This window comes from Terrimonas ginsenosidimutans, from assembly GCF_022012415.1.
Classification (GTDB): domain Bacteria; phylum Bacteroidota; class Bacteroidia; order Chitinophagales; family Chitinophagaceae; genus Terrimonas_A; species Terrimonas_A ginsenosidimutans.
Genome location: NZ_JAKLTR010000008.1, coordinates 121,716 through 142,808, shown reverse-complemented (window position 1 = coordinate 142,808; position 21,093 = coordinate 121,716). Strand labels below are relative to the sequence as shown.

18 protein-coding genes and 1 riboswitch are annotated in these 21,093 nt (G+C 44.9%); of the genes, 11 read left to right on the top strand and 7 right to left on the bottom strand.

The features are described 5' to 3' along the window. Positions 1–43: 43 nt before the first annotated feature. Positions 44–235: a hypothetical protein gene (locus tag LZZ85_RS13830; RefSeq protein WP_237872673.1), complete on the bottom strand. Its 192-nt coding sequence runs from the start codon at positions 233–235 to the stop codon at positions 44–46. A gap of 58 nt (positions 236–293) precedes the next feature. After that, positions 294–473: a hypothetical protein gene (locus LZZ85_RS13825; RefSeq protein ID WP_237872671.1), complete on the bottom strand. Its 180-nt coding sequence runs from the start codon at positions 471–473 to the stop codon at positions 294–296. Between the two features lie 312 nt (positions 474–785). Here LZZ85_RS13825 and LZZ85_RS13820 point away from each other — a divergent pair, with 312 nt between their 5' ends. Next, positions 786–2,669 carry an OmpA family protein gene (locus tag LZZ85_RS13820; RefSeq protein WP_237872669.1) on the top strand — a complete coding sequence of 628 codons (1,884 nt, stop codon included), beginning with the start codon at positions 786–788 and terminating at the stop codon, positions 2,667–2,669. A gap of 81 nt (positions 2,670–2,750) precedes the next feature. Here LZZ85_RS13820 and LZZ85_RS13815 read toward each other — a convergent pair whose 3' ends face one another. After that, entirely contained in the window at positions 2,751–4,073 is a 1,323-nt protein-coding gene (locus tag LZZ85_RS13815; protein WP_237872667.1) for an ABC1 kinase family protein, read from the bottom strand. Further along, on the bottom strand, positions 4,073–4,732 hold the full coding sequence (locus tag LZZ85_RS13810; RefSeq protein ID WP_237872665.1) for a TetR/AcrR family transcriptional regulator: 660 nt from the start codon (positions 4,730–4,732) through the stop codon (positions 4,073–4,075). Before LZZ85_RS13810 ends, LZZ85_RS13815 begins: the two co-directional genes overlap by 1 nt. A 307-nt stretch (positions 4,733–5,039) precedes the next feature. Here LZZ85_RS13810 and LZZ85_RS13805 point away from each other — a divergent pair, with 307 nt between their 5' ends. The 6 genes from LZZ85_RS13805 (at position 5,040) to LZZ85_RS13780 (ending at position 12,458) form a co-directional block, all read left to right on the top strand. After that, the gene (locus LZZ85_RS13805) at positions 5,040–5,816 is read left to right on the top strand and encodes a hypothetical protein (RefSeq protein WP_237872663.1); all 777 of its coding nucleotides are present in this window, start codon (positions 5,040–5,042) and stop codon (positions 5,814–5,816) included. Between the two features lie 196 nt (positions 5,817–6,012). Next, complete coding sequence (locus tag LZZ85_RS13800) at positions 6,013–6,585, top strand: RNA polymerase sigma factor (protein ID WP_237872662.1); 573 nt, start codon at positions 6,013–6,015, stop codon at positions 6,583–6,585. Beyond that, complete coding sequence (locus LZZ85_RS13795) at positions 6,582–7,313, top strand: tetratricopeptide repeat protein (protein WP_237872661.1); 732 nt, start codon at positions 6,582–6,584, stop codon at positions 7,311–7,313. Before LZZ85_RS13800 ends, LZZ85_RS13795 begins: the two co-directional genes overlap by 4 nt. Before the next feature lie 5 nt (positions 7,314–7,318). Continuing rightward, a complete protein-coding gene (locus tag LZZ85_RS28660; RefSeq protein ID WP_237872660.1) occupies positions 7,319–10,540 on the top strand; it encodes a CHAT domain-containing protein in 3,222 nt (1,073 codons plus the stop codon). Positions 10,541–11,678: 1,138 nt separating this feature from the next. Next, the gene (locus LZZ85_RS13785) at positions 11,679–12,224 is read left to right on the top strand and encodes a DUF6934 family protein (protein WP_237872659.1); all 546 of its coding nucleotides are present in this window, start codon (positions 11,679–11,681) and stop codon (positions 12,222–12,224) included. A gap of 24 nt (positions 12,225–12,248) precedes the next feature. Beyond that, the gene (locus tag LZZ85_RS13780; RefSeq protein WP_237872658.1) at positions 12,249–12,458 is read left to right on the top strand and encodes a hypothetical protein; all 210 of its coding nucleotides are present in this window, start codon (positions 12,249–12,251) and stop codon (positions 12,456–12,458) included. A 371-nt stretch (positions 12,459–12,829) separates the two neighbouring features. Here the strand turns inward: LZZ85_RS13780 and LZZ85_RS13775 are convergent, their stop codons facing one another. Next, positions 12,830–13,129 carry a HigA family addiction module antitoxin gene (locus tag LZZ85_RS13775; protein ID WP_237872656.1) on the bottom strand — a complete coding sequence of 100 codons (300 nt, stop codon included), beginning with the start codon at positions 13,127–13,129 and terminating at the stop codon, positions 12,830–12,832. 147 nt (positions 13,130–13,276) lie between these two features. Next, positions 13,277–13,747, bottom strand: a complete 471-nt coding sequence (locus LZZ85_RS28655) for a hypothetical protein (RefSeq protein ID WP_349291744.1) — start codon at positions 13,745–13,747, stop codon at positions 13,277–13,279. Between the two features lie 903 nt (positions 13,748–14,650). Between LZZ85_RS28655 and LZZ85_RS13765 the strand changes: the two genes are divergently transcribed. Both LZZ85_RS13765 and LZZ85_RS13760 read left to right on the top strand, forming a co-directional pair. Then, on the top strand, positions 14,651–14,845 hold the full coding sequence (locus LZZ85_RS13765; RefSeq protein ID WP_237872654.1) for a type II toxin-antitoxin system TacA family antitoxin: 195 nt from the start codon (positions 14,651–14,653) through the stop codon (positions 14,843–14,845). Between the two features lie 278 nt (positions 14,846–15,123). After that, a complete protein-coding gene (locus LZZ85_RS13760; RefSeq protein ID WP_237872652.1) occupies positions 15,124–15,297 on the top strand; it encodes a hypothetical protein in 174 nt (57 codons plus the stop codon). Between the two features lie 685 nt (positions 15,298–15,982). Here LZZ85_RS13760 and LZZ85_RS13755 read toward each other — a convergent pair. Continuing rightward, entirely contained in the window at positions 15,983–17,137 is a 1,155-nt protein-coding gene (locus LZZ85_RS13755; protein WP_237872650.1) for a serine hydrolase domain-containing protein, read from the bottom strand. Between the two features lie 355 nt (positions 17,138–17,492). Continuing rightward, positions 17,493–17,694, top strand: a riboswitch (cobalamin riboswitch). Between the two features lie 262 nt (positions 17,695–17,956). Between LZZ85_RS13755 and LZZ85_RS13750 the strand changes: the two genes are divergently transcribed. Further along, positions 17,957–19,861: a TonB-dependent receptor domain-containing protein gene (locus LZZ85_RS13750; RefSeq protein WP_237872648.1), complete on the top strand. Its 1,905-nt coding sequence runs from the start codon at positions 17,957–17,959 to the stop codon at positions 19,859–19,861. A gap of 2 nt (positions 19,862–19,863) precedes the next feature. Further along, positions 19,864–20,934, top strand: a complete 1,071-nt coding sequence (locus LZZ85_RS13745; protein WP_237872646.1) for a DUF5074 domain-containing protein — start codon at positions 19,864–19,866, stop codon at positions 20,932–20,934. Positions 20,935–21,093: the final 159 nt, after the last annotated feature.

Genomic DNA, 21,093 nt, shown 5'->3' with positions numbered 1-21,093 from the left:
CAAAACATCGGCTTTGTTCATTCATGTTCCTGTTTAGAAATAGTTATTTAAGGCCGGGTGCTCTTTTCCTGCGGGCTGCTACGATCGTAAGGATCAGAAGCGGAATGCAAATGAAACTCACTTTATACCACTTGGGGTTTGTAGTGAAACCACTTCTGATCGCGACTGCATTCACCAACACAAGTAAAAGAACGAACCGTTCGCTGATAGCGATCTGTCCGTCATTTTTATGCATGACAATACATTAAGTCAATAAATAAATGGATGCAATTCCGGATAAATTACCCAGGCAGTTATGCCAGGTGCATGAGGCCCGGGCCCTGAGTGGTAAAGGCTTTGAAGCTGGAAAAATCATAAAGATGCCTGCAGAAAGGCAGGAATTCGGGGAATGACCAGGTATATACATCGCTCATGTCACGCACGGGATTCGCGGTGACGGAGATAGCGAGCATATGATGGATTTTGCCTGGCATATTGGCAATTTACGGAAAATATGGCGATTTGTTCTGAAAATTATGTTAGAAGTTCTATGCCCGACGGCTGCCTGATTTGCGTAGTAGGAACGCAGCGGACACGGCGATACGCGGCGAACGCAACGAAATACAATATTCTTTGCGGTTATTTTCGCCGCGTCCGTTGCGTATCGCCGCGTCCGCCGCGTTCCTATACGCCACTTCAACCGACAAGGTTGTACCAAACAATCGGTCATTCCGCCAAAAATCCCATTTTCAAGGGATATCATTCTCCTTACTTGCGCTGCACCTTTAATCCCTAAATAAGCAGTAATGAAAAGTCTTCTTCTGATCGCCGGAATGCTCCTGCTCACATCAGCATCACAGGCGCAACTTCTGAAAAAACTAAAGCAAAAGGCTGAATCAGCCGTTAGTAATAAAGCAGAAAAAGAGCTGGAAGGCGCAGGCAAGGATAAAGAAAAGAACAAGGAGAAATCTGAAACGGCCGGCGACGATAGCGCCACTCCTTCCGCTTCTGCCACCGAAGCAAAGCCAAAGCTTAATGTGTACAGCAAGTTCGATTTTGTACCCGGTACAACCGTTTTGTACTACGATAATTTTGAGAAAGATAATACCGGAGAAGCTCCCACGGGTTGGATCACGTCAACTTCCGCGGAAGTAGTAACCATCGAAGGACTGGAAGGAAACTGGTTGAAAATGCATGCTACCAGCTCTGAACATATCGTGCGTAACAAGAAACAAAGCTGGGGAAATAATTTTTCGATAGAATTTGATATGCTGATGGTAAAAGGTTCTTACGATCCGCGCTTTACTATTTTCCTGATGAACACCGGCGGCAAACTTGTTGCCGATGAATCTATCCTTCAATCAGGAAAAAAATCGATTCAGTTTGACGCTATCACCAGCGATAAGAGCCGTATCACACTCACTTCAAATGAAAAGAAGATCTCTGATATCATGTCGGCAGATATGCCGTACTCCAGCACCGTTCCCGTTCACGTAAGCATCTGCGTGCAGGGCAAACGTTTCAGGATGTGGTGGAATGAAAAGAAATTGTATGATGCCGGGATCGTAAGTGAAGATCTGGTCCCCAATCAGCTCGGCTTCCTGTTTGGCAGCCTTGGCGGTTCCGAGTTCTATGTCTCTAACATTCGCGTAGCAAAAGATGTTCCTGATACGCGGGCTGCTTTCGAAGAGGGTAAAGTGGTAAGCAACCTGTTGTTCTATACAGGCACTGCTAAACTTCGCCCGGAAAGCATGGGCTCTCTGCTTGATCTCAGTAAAGTATTGAAAGATGTGAAAGCTCCTGTGAAGATCGTTGGACATACAGACAGCGATGGAGAAGATGCGGCCAATCAGAAACTATCACAGGAAAGGGCAGAGGCTGTAAAAACAATCCTGTCTGATCAATACGGAATTGATAAAGACAAGCTGACCACAGAAGGTCGCGGTGAATCCCAACCCATTGCTGATAACAAAACGCCGGAAGGTAAAGCGCAGAACCGTCGCGTGGAATTTATCTTTAAAGAAGAAGCGGATAAGTATGTAAAACCCGCTGGCGTAAGCGCGGGAACACCTGCTGCTTCAAAAGCAAATACTGCTACAACCAAAACCAGCTCGACGTCTGCCGTAAGCGGAGCAAACGGAGGAGTAGTGTTGCAAAGTAAACTGGTGAATATTACACTGCCGTATGCACAGTTCATCAAAAGCGGAGATAACAGGTACACATTCATCGCCAGTAAAGAAGAGGGAAACAGTAAAGAGAATTATTTTTCTGTGGAGCTGCAATCAGTGAATATGAGTCTTAAACCAGAGACATTCCCATTCAAGGAAGCCAATCAATCGAATGCGATGTATGGCACCAAAAAGTTTTCAGAGATCCAATCCAGTAAGGCGGTATTGTATTACGGAGCGGGCAAAACTCCTTATATCTATAAATTCTCACCGATCATAGCGAATGGTCACATGGCAACTTATGTAACAGAAAGCCTGGCGCGTAAACTTCCTGCCATTTCACCCAACTGCAAACTGGTAATCGAGAAAGTAGAGAACGGTAAAGCAAGCGGCTATTTTGTATTTGGAATGATGAGCCAGGGTTTGAACGCGATCAAAAAAGGAGATGCAATGCGGGAGACCTTCACGGATGGTTTTTCCGGTGAACTGAAAGGGAAGTTTGTGGATGTTCCTGTTCTTTAAGCAACCAATATTACACTATGATCCACTCTAAGACAACAATAGCGTAGGAGTATCGCGGAGAACGCAAAGGCCAATCTTTTTTTAAGACCCGCCTGTCCTGACTTTCGCCTTTAATTCATGCAGCATATTGTACAATCCAAAGTAAGTTCTATTGATATACAGCGCATCTCTCACTCCTCTCACTTTCTTTGACTCACGAAGGGGTTTCAGTGCAGACACTTCCTCTCCAAAACGATACACTTCTTCAAAGTAACTTCTATCGCTGAAGTCGAATGTTTCAGCAGCAAATGGTCTTGCCAATAATTCCACCAGTTTCGAGAAGATCTCTATAAACAATTTCTTTTCTTCCGGCGAATCATCTTCATGGATAAATCGCAGCTTATAGAACAACGCAGTTGTCCGTTCTTCATCTTTGAGCAGATGCGGATCGAGTAACTGGAAATACGTATCGTAAAAAGCTTCAGGGATCACTTTTACGCATCCAAAATCGATGATGCCTAATTGATGATCAGGTGTAATGATGAAGTTGCCCGGATGAGGATCTGCATGCACGGCTTTCAATTGATGGATCTGGAAATCATAAAAATCCCACAATGCCTGCCCGATCTCCTGGTTCTTATTCCCGGGTAGTTCAGCCGTTTTTACATCTCCCATCGGTCTTCCTTCCATCCAGTCCATCGTCAGGATCTTGCTGCAGGAAAGCTCAGGATAATATTTTGCGAAATGAAGATGGGGAATGTGTGCGCTTTGGGTCGAGATGTCCACCGAGCGTTCAAGCTCCAGTACATAATCTGTTTCTTCCATCATCCGCATTTCCACTTCCTTCATGTATTCATCATATTCGACAGGGTTTAACTTGAACATGGATAAAGCGATCGGCTTTACCATGGCCAGATCAGATTTTACACTGTCTGCAATGCCCGGGTACTGGATCTTCACCGCCAGTTGCTTTCCATTGAGCGTTGCTTTGTGTACCTGCCCCATAGACGCAGCATTGCTTGCATTCCTGGAGAAAGTATCAAAGATCTGCTCCGGCGTTTTATCGAAGTTTTTTTGAAAGGTGCGGACCACCAGCGGAAAGGAGAGCGGTGGCGCGCTGTATTGCGCCATGGCAAACTGTTGCTGGTAAGCGGCAGGCAGCAGGTTCTTATCCATGCTGAGCATTTGCGCAACCTTCAGCGCGCTGCCTTTGAGTTCTGAAAGAGATCTGTAGATATCACGGGCATTGTCTTCATGAAGCTGTTCCTTCGTAAGATCAGGGTTGACCAGTTTCTTTGCGTAATGCTTCAGGTAATTGGAGCCGATCTTCACACCGGTGCCCACAAATTTTGTTGCCCGCTGCACTTTGGTCACAGGGATCTTTTCAAATTCTTTGCTGCGGGGTTTGCTGTTTGATTCTTCCATTATGCTTTTGTCTGGTAAATGAATTTGGCAAAATCGAATGCGGAATCCAGTGCGCCCTTACCGATCAGGTCGAATGCCAGGTTCACGGATTTTTCAATGGCGGCATCCGTCTTTTCAAAGCCGGAGCTGTTGTCATCGCGCCAGAACAGTAACAGGAATCCCAGGTGGAACCAGAATACGCCGGCGTATCGTTTATCGAAGAATGGGCGTTTGGCCACTTCACCGGCGGCTTTACCCTGATCGATAATGCCTGATATAAATTGTTCATATATGCTCTTGAAATCGCGTAGAAAAGACGGTGTGAACTCGAGCTTGCGATGGTTTTTCAGCTGCAAGAGAACGAAGCTTCTCGATTTTTTCAATTCTTCAAACAGGGCGAAATAGAAAGTGAGGATCTTTTCCCTCGCCGAAAAGCTGTGGAAACCCTCATCGGTTTCAAGCGGAGCGATCACATTTCTGATGAAATCTGCCCAGATCCTGTTTTCCACCCCTTCAAAAGACCCAAAATGGCGGTAGAATTCCTCTTCGGAGATCCCCAGCTCTTTGGCAAATTTGAAAACAGAGGCTGGCTGGTGACCATTGTTCAGTAAAAACTCTTTGTAAGCCTGGATAATACGGGCGTCGACTGCAGTCGTAAAAGTGTCCTGTACCTGCTCCATAGTGTAGAATTTGAATGATAAGATTGAAATTAATAACCCCTGAAGCGCGTAAATGTTCGGCCAGTCCGTAAATCTTCTCAGTTGGCCGGCCTAGGAGTAACGCAGCGGGCCCGCAAACGCAACGAAATCCTCATCAAAGACGGGTCTCTTTGCGCCCGTTGCGATCCTTTGCGCCCGCTGCGTTGCTCTTACGACCCTCAAATTCAAAAAATGCTTCGAATTCCTGACCTAAGTTGATGACCTTTTCTTCACCCTGCCGATATCCCTAAAGGGCACATTGTGCGGCCTTCATCAAAAAATAAACGATATGACAAGATTTAAGATCTCTCCATACTCCCGGAGCACTGGCTCTCGCCGGGCTTTGAGCACTACTCTTATGATGAGTAAGACCTGGTGCGGGTTCTTTCTATTGATGATCCTGCTGTTTTCCTCCTGCAAAAAGGATAAAGAGGCTGCAGAGCGGAAGAATGAATGCGGACTGGTGGTAGATCCCAAAGGCAAGCTGAATTTCGATGCGGCCGAAGGGGTATATAACTACCGGACAAGTGGCGGCGGGCAGATCCTGATCAAACTGAACGCCCATATAAAGATCTTTCACGAGTCGTATCCAACCTTTAAACTGGAGTTTTGGGGCCTGGTGTCGCAATCAGGGCAAACCGGCATTCTATCAGGAAATCATGAAAACCTGAATGGAAAGCACATCAAGGACCGTCATGGTGTGAGGCGAACGATCATATTTCCGGATGGCGCCAAAATGACGATCGTGACAGCAGGAGAGTATGAACAGATCCTGTCTGTAAGCATTTATGAGGCAGGTGAAGCACATCGCATTGCGGGGCCATGCAACACCGTGACAATCAGTACAACCAATGCGGCTGAAGCAAAAAAAATGGATGATGAGGAAGCTGACGGAGAAGCCGGCTCGATAGAACTTACACCAACCGGGTTGATCTTCTGGAACAATTATACTGAACCCACACCTGGGAACAGGACCGAACAGAAAGTAAAACTCGCTGAGATCCTGCGCGACAGACCCGACCTGGTCAATGATTATTATGACGATCCAAGACTGGGGCATACCTGATGCATGGTGATCTCCCGAGTTCAACTGGCGCATAAGGAACGCGGCGAGCGCAACGAAATACAATATTTGTCATGGCTGTTTTCGCCGCGTCCGCCGCGTATCGCCGCGATCGCCGCGTTCCTTACCCGCAACAATGTGTCATAATGTACAGATAATGAAAAATAAATAATTAACTTTTGGCCGAATTTGATTCCCAATGGGCCAAGACAGTGTTGTACCACATATCGCTGCGCAAGAGCAGCTCCAGGCGTTGAAGGCCAATGACGAAATCGTCCTTCAGCAGTTATATCACGCGAATTATTACAAGGTGGAGAACTTTGTGGTGAATAACAGCGGCACTCCTGATCAGGCAAAGGATGTGTTCCAGGAGGCGTTCATCGCTGTATGGCGAAATATTCAGCTGGGTAAATTCCAGCTGCTCGGAAATGCATCGCTGGAAGCCTACCTGTTCCAGGTGGCGAAAAATAAATGGATGGACCAGCTTCGCTCTGCACATCACACAAAAGTTGTCCGGATCGATAGCACCGCAATGCCCGAAGGAAGAACAACAGATGAACAGGATTCATTCCTGGATGAAAACATCGCCGCAGTTAAAAAGTACTTCGGTAAACTTGGAGAGAACTGCAGAAAGATACTGACACTGTTCTATTACGATGATGCATCAATGAAGGATATCGCCGATCAGATGAACTGGACAGAGGCAACGGCGAAAAACAATAAATACCGCTGTATCCAACAGCTAAAGGAAATGCTAAATAAAAAAGCATGAACAACGTTGATCCAATACCACAGGAAGAATGGGAGCTGATCGAGCAGTACATCGCTGGCGATATGCCGCCGGAAGAACTATATGCTTTTGAAGCAAGAATAAACGCTGACCAATCCCTGCGTGCTAAAGTGCAGCATGTACAGACGATTGCTGTCGGTATCAAAGAATCCGCATTGGAGCAAAAGCTGAAACAATTCCATCAGCAGTTACCCAATCAGATCAATACCCCTGTTCGCAGGAACAACTCACGCATCTATTGGTTTTCTGCTGCCGCTGCGGTGGCATTACTGATCGTTGTTGGTTTGTTCGTTTCCAGAAGTAAAAGCAGTGGAGAGAAATTGTTTGCACAATATTTTGAATCTGATCCGGGACTTGCTACAACGATGGGAAGCTCTGCTGAATATGAATTCAATCTCGGTATGATCCAGTATCGTTCAGGAAAGTTCAAAGAAGCCGTTAGCGTTTGGCGACCTTTGCTGAAGGAGCGTCCGCTGAACGATACGCTGAATTATTTTACGGGACTGGCCTTTCTTTCGATGGACCAGCCGGATAGTGCCGCTCATTTTCTGAAACAAACACTTTCTTTAAACAACACGGCATTCCAGTCTGATGCTAACTGGTTCCTCGCGTTAAGTTTACTCAAGCAAAATAAAACGGCTGACGCTGTTCCTTTTTTACAGCAAACAAAGCATCCACGAAAAGAAGAACTTCTTTCTGCTATAAAATAAATTGTGTGATCAAACAAACCACCTTATTACTGGCATTACTTATAGTGCTGGCCGGGACGTCCATGGCACAACAGCCGGATACAAAAGGCCTGCTGGAAAAAGCGCTCCGTGAGAAATCCTACAAATATGCAGACTCAGTATTACAGGCTAAACTGAACGCATTATTCCAACAACAGGCTTACGATTCTCTGCCGGCTTATATTATGTATGTTGGTCGCGTCGAAGAACAACTTGGCTCGCCCGCTACTGCGGAAAAGAAGATCAGGACGCTTATAGATAAGGCCACGGCTAATGCAAATGCAACAAATGCCCTTCCTAAAATGTATGGAGAGCTGGCGGAATATTATGCTTCAGTGGACAAGCTTGACCAGGCATACAGGACTTCACAACAGGCATACAAGCTGGAAGAAAAGCTATCATCTCCCCGGCAGAATTTTCTGGCAGCGCTTGACAGTGATATGGGCACCTTCGCTTTTCGTAATGGAGACATGAACCTGTCGCAATTCCATCGTCGTAAAGCCATCTCATTTTACCTTAGTCATCCTGATGCAGATCCCGAAAGTTTTTATTCAGCCGCAAACAATATGGCCAGTGGAATGTGGATGGCGTCCAAGCTGGATAGCTCGCTCTATTTCTTTGATATGGCATTAAAAGCACTTGCACGGACAGACAGCACACCTATTAACAGGTATTACCGTCCCGCCGTTCTGCAGAATAATATGTGTGCGATCTATGGCGTGCAGGGGAGAACGCAGAAAGCGATAGAGACGATGCGGGCCTGTATTGAGAACCTTCGCATCTATCTTTCCATTCCTGAATCCATTCCAAAGAAAACCGGTGCGGAAGGGTTTCAATACATGGCGATCGATAACCTGGGAGGCATCTATAAAGATCTTGGTGATTATTCACAGGCGTTGAGCCTGGAATGGTATTCTTATGAACAAAAGCAAAAGCATCTGGAAAAAGAGCCCGCTGCTGTGTATCAATCGCAGATCTTACTGGGGCAGTTATACCTTGCGATGAAGGATCATGCGAATGCATTGCTTTATCTCCGAACTGGTTTGGATAATATTACCAAACTCGACGGAGATTATCTTTTCTGGCAGGCTGATGCATGTAATTCGCTGGCACTTTTATATGAAGAACAACATGATAATAAGAAAGCATCACTTTATTATCAAAAAGCGGATAGTCTGTACGAGTCTTCTTTACAGGGGGAGTATGATGATATCTACCTGGAGTTTTTGAGGAATGCCGCTTCGTTCTATGTAGATAATGGCCAGTTCGATATAGCGCTGAGCAAAGCCAGCAAAGGCGCGGATTATATCAAACGGACGCAGGGAACGAAAACCCTTATGTATTTCTATCAGCTTACCAACCTGGCCGAACTACACTTAAAGGCGGGGAAATTTAAGCAGTCACTGGATTATAGCAAACAGGGATTGCAGATCGTGCAGGCAGAGATCAGTAACAGTACAAGCCTGCTAGACTCGATCAAGATCGAATTGAAAAAGCCGGAAGCGGTATTGCTGAAGGCAAAGGCAGAATACTACCTCCTGAAAAATAAAAATAAGAAGACGCTGTCACAGCTGCTGGAGGAACTTAATAGTGCCATCAGCATTATTGAACGCAGGAAGTCTGTGATCCGTGAAGCGAAAGATATAAGTGTGATGATGGCTGGCCATGCCGAGTTGTTGCAGTTCATTAAAAAGATCACGCTTGATCTGTATGAGTTGACAAATGATCAGGCTTACATCAATCAACTGATCGATCTCCAGGAATCAGGAACCTATTACAGGATCCGTTCCCGGTTGGATAAATCAGATTCGGTCCGTTTTGCGCATGTGCCTTTGGCAGTGCAGCAGAAAGAGAAAGAGCTGAAGGCAGCGCTGCAGGTATCGCTTACAAGCGGTAACGGTGATGCAGAAGCGATGCAGCGTTATTTTGCGGCCGTCAAAGATTGGGATCTGTTTGTTGCATCATTGAAAAAAGATCACCCGGAATACTACCGCATGCGTTATGGCTCTCTGGTGAAATCAGTGCCGGACGTGCAACAATCGTTGCCGCAAAATAGTACGCTGGTAAGATACATGTTTGTCGACAAGCAATTGTATGCCCTGGTTGCAGACCGGAATCAAAGACATTGGGTTGCACTGAAGCCATCCGGACTGGATAGCAGTATTCGCATAATTGCTGATTATGGCGCAGATACAAAGAAAGTGACAGGTGTGTTGCATGAATTGTACCAGCAATTATGGCAGCCACTGGCGCAGCATATTCATACGAAGAAGATCATTCTGATACCCGATGGAATTCTATTCAATCTGAACTTTGAAATACTTACGCCGAAAAAGATAAATGGATATGAAGAGCTCGTCTCTTCCAGTCTTCTTTCCACGTATACATTTTCGTATCATTATACACTTACGCTGGTAGGTCAGCAGAAGACTTCATCGGGAATGCCTGGCAACTTCGTTGCATTTGCGCCGGGCTTTTTGGAAGAAGGAAAGAAGCAGTATGCAGCTACGGTGAAAGATTCGTTTCAACTGGACCGTTCTTATATCAGGTTATTACCGCAGCCTTTCACGCTTGATTTCGTGGAGAAAGCCCAGTCCTTGTTTGGTGGAACAGCGTATGTCAACAATGCGTCGACTGCTTCCTCATTCAAAGAGCATGCGGGGCAGAATAAGATCATTCATATCGGTACGCATGCGGAATCCAATAACCTGCAACCTGAATTCTCCCGTTTGATCTTTTCAAAGAATGATGAAGGAGAAGCCAATTCACTTTTTCTGCATGAATTGTATAATTGTGATCTGCGTTCTGAACTCGCCGTGCTTACAGCGTGCGAATCAGGAAAGCCGGGTTACCAGGATGGGGAGGGAATGATCTCACTGGCGCATGCATTCAACTATGCGGGAAGTGAGAGCATGGTCACGGGATTATGGATGATCGATGAAAAGGCAAGTACATTGCTGATGGAATCATTCTATGATCATCTCTTGAAAGGGATGGATAAGGATGAAGCATTGCGTCAGGCAAAACTTAATTATCTCGCATCAGCTAAAGGAAGAATGCTGGCGCCACCTTATTGGGCGGGGCTGGTCTTGATGGGGGATACATCTCCTGTGGTGGTCGAAAAAAGATCAACGGCGTGGATCTGGTGGGTTGGAGGAGCGGTGCTGGTGTTGGGTGGGATTTTGTTTGTGAGGAGGAAGAGGATATAGGCCCCAGAAAACTGCTTTGAATTTAGACAAGACCATTTTGTTATTTGTTATGTACATGCAAGTATCATGGGTTAAATTTTTTAAAGAGATCATTTCTTTTGCCTTTATCAAATCCTTCAAAGAATCTCAATGTCATCCCGGTCTCCGGATTTTTGAGGATAAACTACTATTTCCATTAAAGCAAAAAGGAAGCCTCCATGTCATCCCGGCCCAAATTTCATACTATAACAATTCTAAACGACGCAGACCCGGGACGAGCATCTTCCCCCCAACGGCACTATGCCGGACCAATTTTAAATAAATAACAATCTTAAGAATAGTTGATCCGGCATCTCCTCAATCCGAAAATGGACTTCTGTTAAGCGGAAGATGCCGGGTCTGTATGCAGTAAAGTCTTTGATAAACTAAAGAAGGCCTGGCATAGGAGCTTGAGCGGGGCGGGCCTCGTTCGGAGGTTTGTTATTTCCATATATGCCTGGTAATGCTTTCTTTTTTGATTTTACCATAAAAGCAATTTTTCGTATCTTGCGACATCGCAGATCAATTCCGCAAATTCAGCATATTGAAATCGATCTGTTAAGAGAATCTACTCCATTCGATCCATTTTGATTCTCTTTTGACTTTCTGGGACATCCTGGGACTTTTTGAGACTTTCTGGGATATTTTGGGACTTTCTGGGACCTTAGCAGACTTTAATCAGACATTCTCCGGATAATAGTCAGACATTCACCAGACCCTTCTTAATGTATTCTCCATACTATCTCTATATAAACAGGCATCACAATGTATCCCCGGCCATTTGATAACAAATTGCATACACTGATCGATACATGGTTACGCATAGTGTCTGACACTTTTTACCGGATAGCAATATGTCTTCGACTACACATCGGCTTCGCAGAAGCCGTCCGCTAACTGACGTCAAACTGTGGCTGAGTATTTCTGGTTCAGCAATTTCTTCCGGCGTGAAAAAAACATAAAATACTGGTTAAAATACCTGGGCTCTTTTTAGTTTAAAAATCATTTTTACTACTTGTTATGTATGTAACGGCGGTGATGTGTTTGTTGTTTTGAAATGATAGCCGCTCTCAAATGATTCGAAGCATAGTCTTCATAAAATAAATCTATTGCAGAATGTATGCTCATAAATATCGACTTTGAAAATACTTATGAAATAGCCTGGATCTCCAATGATTTTTCAGAAGCTTCATTCTATTCTCCTTGTAAAGGCAGTAGTGCTGTTCTCATAAGGATAAGGATAGCTCCCGTTGAATATTCATATTTTCCCGATGTATATAATCTGTCTTTTGGTCCACTGAATGAGTATGGGGAAATAGACGATCAGTCACGCGTGTTACACAGCAATCTTAGTAGACTATTCTCTACTATCATTCTGTTTAGCATTAAATTTTTACAAAGAAATCCAGGTTATACTATTGGTGTGGATGGTTCAACCGATACAAGGGCTTATCTTTATCACAGAATATTCCGTTCGAACGAAACCAGCTTTAATGAATTACTTGAGACGTTTGGCGTAGACTGGTTCGTAAAGGTGTTGAGAGGCGGAGAATTAGAGACATATACAGACGGGTCAATTTGGGCTAAGCCATGGCTGGAACAGTTTGATTACGATAGGTCTGCCAATGATCTTTATCACTACTATATGTTCAGACTTAAAGAGTAATTCAAAAACCTTAAACCTAAAAATATGGATAAAATTCTTTTGGAAAAATTGGATGCTTTAGACGAATTGGCAAAAGCCTGTGCTGCTGATTCTTCGCAAAAGAAAACGCTAGGGGCTAACCGTCAGCCAGATTTCCTGGCCCGGTCGATAAAAACTCAGAAAGATGCCGATCGTTTTATGGACCAACTCGAAGCGTTCACGCTGCTGGCAAAAAAAAGACGTAACTCTGTATAAGGTTTTGAAAGAGACGGTCTCAATTGAGGCTGTCTTTTTTTTTAAGGCATTACGAGAAGAGGGATGTTGATGCTTTCGATGACTGTATTTTCAAAATCTTTAACGAACCCCGCAACACTCAAGAGTTATGCGTATGTCTCCGACTACGCATCGGCTTCGAAGAAGCCGTCCGCTTGCCGACGTCAGCATGTAGCTGAATATTAGGTCCAGCTATTAACTGCTTTGAATGGAATGCCAAGCTCATGCAGACTTCACCTGCTCAGTATGAAATAAAAGAGTCCTCCAGGGGGCGATCTCTCATAAACAGCGAAATCTGAAGCTTAAGTTCAAAGGGATGATGCTCCACTTTTTATCAAGTGCTAGCTAAGTTATCATGCAACATTTTCATGCAACGCTTTTATCGAATTAAAAACACTCTTCTTTGCATTCGCTTCCTCCTCCAGATCATAATCACCCTGCAAGCCAAGCCAAAACTTCGCGGAGTTTCCAAAATATTTACCCAAGCGTAAAGCCGTATCTGCAGTAATACAACGTTGCCCTTCAGTTATTTCAGAAACCCGGGTTTGAGGAATACCGATGTCTTTTGCCAGTTTATAAGCGGTGATCTCAAATGGGATAAAAAACTCCTCCCTAAGAATCTCACCTGGGTGTATGTTTTTTAACTTTGCCATCACTTTCCTTTTAATGATAATCTAGCATTTCAATTTCCGATGCATTCCCGTTAGACCATTTGAAAATTACCCGTCATTGACCATTGATCTGGATGCTGTAAAAATTTTCAATTGTTGTTGTGCTTCTAAGAGATGCACTGAAGTATTCTACAAAAGTTGCGCTCTCTCAATTTTTGTTCTAACGTTATCAATAGCCTTTGTCCATTGTATTAGCTCAGGATCAATCCATCTCCAGATATCCGTTATTGCACGATAGACTCTATCAACATATGTAAAATCAGTAAAAGTTCCGTTAAAGCATACCGGCTCGTTATGATTGATCCTGTTTCTGAACTGCCTTATCGTATTAAGCCTTTCACAAACTTCACTTCTCCCATGTCCTGATGGAAGATGATTGAATATCTGTATGGGCCTGCCGAGCAGTAGCCTGTAATGATGAACTTCAAATAAGTCGGTCCAAAATCCGAAAGCCTGATCTGCAATTATCTTGCTGCTGCTTACTGGAACACGCAGTCGCCGCAGAAGACTTTCTGATTTTTCAATTGACGATTTAAGAAAGTCATTTGTTACCCTTCTGCCGGTTCTGCGATCAATATGAGTGAGAGATGGATCGGACATGAATCCCGTCTTCTGATTTATTATCCAATCGTGATCAGAAAAGTAAGTTGTTAAAATCGTGTTTATACAGTTCCGTAATATCACTTCAAGTGCCCCAAGTAGCGGATGAAACGCCTGGGCTATTCTTAGATTTGTTTTGTATAGCCTGATCGCTTTCGTTTGCTGATTTCCGGTGGCCTGAAGGTATCGGTCGATTCGTTGCGAAGACAGATACTTCCGTATTTTTTGAAATTTCCTAAGGTAAAAGGTGGTTGAGAATGTCGATATAAAGCTGTAGCTTTGTATCGTGATGCTTAGTAAAGCCTCTTGCCTAAAGGTAACGTAACTAAGTTTAAGTTTTTAAAAGGTCGCCTCAAGCGGCCTTTTATTTTTTTAAGGTGTGTCATGTAAGATTCGTTTAACAGTTAGCTTAGAATAAATGCTGTTAAAACATAGATCTTTTCGACTTTACACATACATATATACAAGATACTTGAGGTGGTGTGCGAAGGTTATTTTTTTTCTTATTCATATTAATGTTGAGTGTTTTTGTGAACCGGTGGAACCTGGTTTGTCATTAATACAAAACGAGACAGAAAATAAACATAATGAATAGATGCGAATATTCATAAGTCTCCTATAAGCGAAAAGAACCCCGTGAGGTTCCTTTCATGTCTTTGTCGTTGGGGGATCATAATTGATCTGCCGCCGATGGTGTAAAGGTGTAGTATTTTATTTTGATTTTTGATAATACTTTAAACACTTCCTTTTCTTGTAGAAGTATAGACTTTGATCGATTAATTATGAAGTTGAAATCTTGTAGGTTGCAAAGCCTTTTTGCAGAGGTAGATATCGGCGCAGCGAATATTTGACAAATCAATGAAACTCTTTTATCAACTGAAGTAGGACTCTAAATAAAAACGAATGTCACTATCAATTATAAAGTGGGTGGAAATGAACGGTGCTTCCATGCCGGGCCTAAATTCCAAAGTTGAAAACTGTGTAGAGGCGCAAGTAATTGTCATCGCGTCAGCTAAAGATCAAGATGTCTTTTTCGATGCCATCACTAATCCTCCAATATCTTCCGGGCATCTGCAGGCAGCTTTAAAAAAAGTATAGACAGAAGAAAGTTAAGTAGTTTTTTCTGGCATCTACCATATGGTAGTTCCCTTTGATTTGAGAGCCGAATACAAGATTTCGATCTCTTACGGAAGGATTAAACACCTCTGTAAACGGGGTGGTTGCCTCTTTCTATCGAATCCATGAGGCTTAACTCACGGTTTTAACCGTGGGAGAGGAAACGCTAGCGGTCCCCGACTTACATAAATGACAGTCTTTCAAACTCACAACTTAAAAGAATGTCGATTTAACCTCGACAAAAATTTAAGGTTGTCAAGATGCAATCAGCACCTTTTCAACTGAAAGATTGTGCAACAGCCCACTGTTTCAACCGTGGGAGGAAAACAGCTCAACCATTGCAGCATTCCCCGCATCACAACACTGCTTCCCACCTTCTTCAGCAAACGGACGGTTTCTTCGAAACCGATACACAGCCCGTTGGCTACGCATAACGCCTGGAATTTGCGATATACTTTACAGATTAAAGACTGGTTGCCTTACCTCACTCGTTTCGCTTCAAAGTGGCCGTTAAGGGAAGTTTTTGACCCGCATTGCCCGATTTTATCCAGCAGAATTTGATTGTTGATACCGATTAGCCTCAAAACATTTCCCCTCTTTAAACGCTTCCAGACGCTTCCCCAACGCTTCCCCGATACTATCTGAACGAATAAACGATACTTCCCCAACGCTTCCCTAACGCTTAGACAACGCATGTCCCCGCAGAAAACAACGCTTGAACGACGAATAAAGACGGAATCTGTGCTAGATCATCGGAAGAATTACCCCTGGACTGGCTTGCAATCGGAACAAGAATAGCCACATTATTTTGATAATGGCACCCGACTAAATGTCAGCCATATCGTACGCAACAATTATAACTTCAGACTCTTTTGCCTCTTTACGGGCATTTCTCAGGTTTTCCTTACCTCGAACAACAGTCGAACTGACCTCGAACAAGAACGGAACGAACACCCCACCAACATCCCGCCCTTATTTAACCTTTAAAACGCATGCGAAAATGTCATTAACAGGTTCCCCAAAAGTCTTATCCGACAATAAAAACGCAAATTTCCGGGAACACAAAAAAGCCGCCCCAGGAATGAGGCGGCCGAACTTTCACTCGAGAAAAAACAAGGTTTAAAACTGGTCAATGTCCTGCCAAGGCGTGCTGGCATTGTTGATGATGGGCCACAAAAGATTATCTAAGTCATTATCAAACGAGGAAGTATAGCTTCTTGAATTGCATAAAACAGTCCAGGTGTATCCACTTGCCGACCGGATGATCTCTGAAGCCGTTCCCGGTAAGCTTCCGGTATGCCACCAATGGTTGGCATCATTCACGCCCCAGCCGCAGGCGTAGTTGGAGGATGGGACAGAGCGGGTAGTCATCGTAGTGATCGTTGCCGGCAGAAGAATGTCAGGCTTCGTTGTAAAGCCATCCACTTTTACCATAAAGCGGGCGAGATCTGTTGCGGAAGCGATCCATCCGCCATGTGCGTCCATGCGTGGAATATTATAGGCGTACGGATCGTTGCCACTCTGACCTGTATAGATCACTTCATCGGTTTTGCGATCAGTAAGTTTACTGCCACCCATTGTCATTTTAGTAATACCGGAAGGCGTCAGCACTTCATCTTTAATAAATTGTTCGTAAGACTTTCCGGATAATTTTTCGATGATCCTTCCCAACAGGCAATAGCCGAAATTGGAATAGCGATACACACCACGACCCGAAGTTGCCGGATAGTTGGTGATCGTCCATTTGATCAGGTCCGTATGATTCATTGTCGGTTGTTTGAACATCGGGTCATTGCCATCATTTCCCCAGGATCCCACCGTGTGATGCAGCAGGTGACGCACCGTAATATCATGCATGCCTGCAGGGGTCGTAAAATCACCGCCAAGAATACTGCCTGCCCCGAAAACTTTAGCGTCAAGCGTCAGCTTTCCTGCTTCCAGCAATTTCATGATGCCCACACCCGTTACCGGCTTTGAAATACTGGCGATACGATAAAGACTCGAGTTCGTAACCGCTGTGTTATCCGCACTGCTCATCTTTCCGTATGATTTCACGTATACCAATTTGCCAGCCTTTGTAACCGCAATGGAAACACCCGGTATCGTGTGCTTGGTCATAAATGCAGACACCGCATTGTCAATACTGGCAATATCTTTTTGTGTGGGGGAAGGCGGGTTTGGCGTCGGATCAACCGGATCCGGTCCGTCTCCATTATCTTTTTTGCACGCGATCAGCGTAGACAGCACAATAGCAGTAAGCAGGATCTTTCTCATGATGATAGTTTTAAAAACTGTGTTTGGAAGAGTATCGGGAAAGGAGGGAAAAGGTCATCAGGAGCTTTGAGAAGAATGTTTACCAGAGTTGTTCGTTGTCCGTTGTCCGTTGACCGTTGACCGATGGCCGATGTTCGATGGCCGATGGCCGAGCTTCAATTCGAGGGATACTAAAAGGAAAGAGCCCATCTGAAACCGGAGGGCATCTTTCCCTTTATTAAATGGTGCTGACTTAAACTCGGTCATCGGCCATCGAACATCGGCCATCGGACAACGGCCATCGGTCAACGGACAACGGTCAACGGTCAACGGACAACGACCAATGGCCAACGACCAACTATCCCCAATTTCCCCTACTTTTGCCGCCGTTATCGGTTCCTGTGGCCCGCCACAAGGATTAAAAGGGAATCCGGTGTAATTCCGGAGCTGTCCCGCAGCTGTAAGAGGTGCCCGAAAGGGAAACATACTGGATCTGCAAACCACTGTTCGCCAAGGCGGATGGGAAGGTGCCAGGATGAGCCTCAAGCCAGAAGACCTGCCCATAGCATCATTGTTCACGGCTTTCGCGGAAAAGGCCAGGAAGAGATTGTATAGCCCCACATGCTATCCCGTTCTGCCTGTTTCTATCCCCCTTGTTGTGAACCCGATTCGCCTTGAACAGTATGAATCGCCGGCAGGCCTGTGCAGACCGACTGTATAAAGTTGTATTGCCAGGTACCCGGACTAACTAATATGAGATCACTACTACGACATTTTTTATGGGCACCCGTTGTTCTATGCGCTGCAATTTCTTTGCAGGCGCAGGATACAACACGCACCATGGAAAAGGTGAAAGTGACCGGTTTCAAAAAGAAAAACCCCTTTGATGACCGTTTGCCCGCTCAAAGCCTGAGTCAGCAAACGCTTCAACAGGTGAACGCCCCAACGGTGGGAGATGCAGCCCGCTTCTTCTCCGGTGTACAGGTAAAAGATTATGGCGGGGCAGGAGGATTAAAAACGATCTCAGTGCGCAGTCTCGGGGCTTCACACAGTGGTCTCCTGTATGATGGCATTCCGGTTTCTGATGTTCAGTCAGGACAAACCGATCTTAGCCGTTTCTCCAGCAATAACCTGCAGTCGCTCGACCTCTATCAACCCAATCCTTCTGTTTCGCTGCTGCCAGCCCGGGCCTTTAGTTCTGGATCTGTGCTGGCCATGTATACGCCTTCGTTCAATGTGGCAGCATTAACGCGGAACAGGTGGCAGGCCGGTGTCCGGAATGGATCCTTTGGTTACTGGCAGGCCTTTGGCGGCGCAGCATGGATCTTACCCCGGAATACAATATTGAGCTTTTACACAGAAGGGGTTTCTTCCGAAGGAGATTATCCGTTCACCGTCATCAATGGAAATCTTTCGGAAAAAACAAAACGGAACAATAGCAGATTACGCTCGTTACAGGGAGAGATCAACCTCAGCAAACAGTTCCGCGACAGTTCATCTTTACAGTTAAAAGCATGGAGCTTTGTATCGAAACGCGGATTGCCTGGCGCGATCGTATTCTTTAATGACCGATCCGTTCAGCAATTATACAACCGGGATTATTTTGTGCAAACGCGCTACGTAAAAAGTATTTCGGAAAATACATCGTTGCTCATAGCGGGAAAGTTCAATCACGCTTATACACGTTACCGCGATCCTGATTTCCTGAATAACTCCGGCGGGCTGGATGACCGGTACCGGCAGAATGAAGGATATCTCTCCGCTTCAGTGAGCCAGGCGGTATCGCAGAATATCACAGCTGCATTGTCCGCTGATTTTGCTTATACGACCCTGCATGCCAACAAGTCCAACTTTGCAAAGCCATCACGATGGAGCAATTGGGATAACCTGCTTTTGTCTTATGCCGATTCGCTGTGGCAGGTGCAGGGTTCTGTATTGTGGAGTTACTTTCAAGACGAAACAAAAAGAAACAACGCCAGCGTCAGCCGGAATAAATTCACGCCGGCGTTTTCTTTAAGCCGGAAATTAGGTCTTCGCAGCCCCTTAATGCTTCGTGCATTTTATAAGGAAGTGTATCGCATGCCCACCTTCAATGATCTGTATTATAATTTTATCGGGAACACGTCGCTGCGGCCTGAACTGGCGCGGCAATACAATTTTGGTGTGACCTACTCCGCGCACGCGAAAGGAACAGCGGGCCACTTCAGCGCAAGCGTGGATGGCTATATAAACCGCATTAATGACAAGATCGTTGCAGTACCCTCGCAGAATCTTTTTGTGTGGACGATGCTTAATCTTGGTAAGGTAGATATCAAAGGTGTTGATGTAACGGCCGAAGCAGGAGGCGCTTTCGGAATGATCACCTGGAACGCACGTGTGTCCTATACCTGGCAGCAGGCGCGGGATATCACGGATCCGTCTTCTTCCAGTTACAGGGATAGAATTCCTTATACACCGGATCATTCAGGTTCGGGAATACTGTCGGTTGCTTATCGCAAATGGACGGCCGGGTATAGCGCTGTTCTTTCCGGAACACGATATACGATCGGTGATAACAGTTCTTTCACCCAAATGGATGGCTGGGGAACACAGGATGTTTTTGTGGCGCGGAATTTCAGTTTGAAACAATTGCATTTACAGGTGAAGGCCGAGTTGAACAATCTTGCCGATCGCCGCTATGACATTATTAACTTATATCCCATGCCGGGGAGGTCTTATAAAATCGGCTTTACTATAAATCAATAAAAATGAAAACAACATCGCTGCTTATTGCACTATCTCTTTTTGTGTTTGTAAGCTCTTGTAACAAAGATGACAATCCAGCTCCTGAAACTCCTGAAGTGACCACTGGTCTGTATGTAATGAGTGAGGGAAATTTTAGCGGTAGCAACACAATGCTTACCTATTATGGGTTCAGTGACAATAAAGCGACTACCGATTACTGGAACAGTGTAAATGGCAGTGGCCTTGGTGGGGTTGGGAATGATATCCTGCTGTACGGTGGTAAGATCTATATTCCGATGAACGTTTCAAGCAATGTCACTATTGCAAATGCTTTTACAGCGAAATTGATCAGTAAGATCGAGTTTACTGATCCGGCAAGCGGCGCAAAAAGGGAACCCCGCTATGCTGTGGGATATAAGAATAAAGTGCTGGTATCGTCCAGTGATGGTACTGTTGCTGTAATTGATACCACTTCCCTGACCGTGGATAAGTGGATAAAGGTCGGCGCAAATCCTGATGGTCTTGCTGTGTCCGGCGATCGCCTGTATGTTGCTAACTCAGGAGGATACAACCCTGTGTTTGATTCCACTCTTTCTGTGGTGGATCTGAATACGATGGCTGAAACACAAAAGGTAAAGATTGGTGTAAATCCGGGATTTGTTGCCGCGGATAACAGCGGAAATATCTATGTGGCTTGCGGAGGCAACTATGCTGATGTTGCTCCGTCTTTGGTGAAATTCAGCACGGCAACCAATAGCGTGGTGAAAGCCGCCGATACCGCTATCGGTAAGATCCGCTATTATGATGGATTGCTGTATGCAACGGGAGGATACTTTGGTTCGAAGAACGTGCGCACACTCAGCACAACAGATTTCAAAGAAACACGCTCAAACTTTGTTACAGACGGAACTGCTATCATAAACCCTTACGGGGTGAATATCGATACAGAAACGGGAGACGTTTATGTTACCGATGCAAAAAACTTTGTAACTACCGGAGAGGTGTTTTGTTTTGATAAAAATGGTAAAAAGAAATTCAATTTCTCTGTGGCGCCGGCTGTTGGTCCCAATACGGTTGTGCTGATCAGGCAATGATAACTTCCAACCTGTTTCTGAAACGCCGTAAGCAAGCTCTTACGGCGTTTTTCTTTTCGGGGTATATAAGCGATATATGAACATATCGTGCTGTTAAGACCATTTACTGGATAAAACCCACTGTTCACTGATTCCGGCCTGACCGGGTAGTCTGTGCCT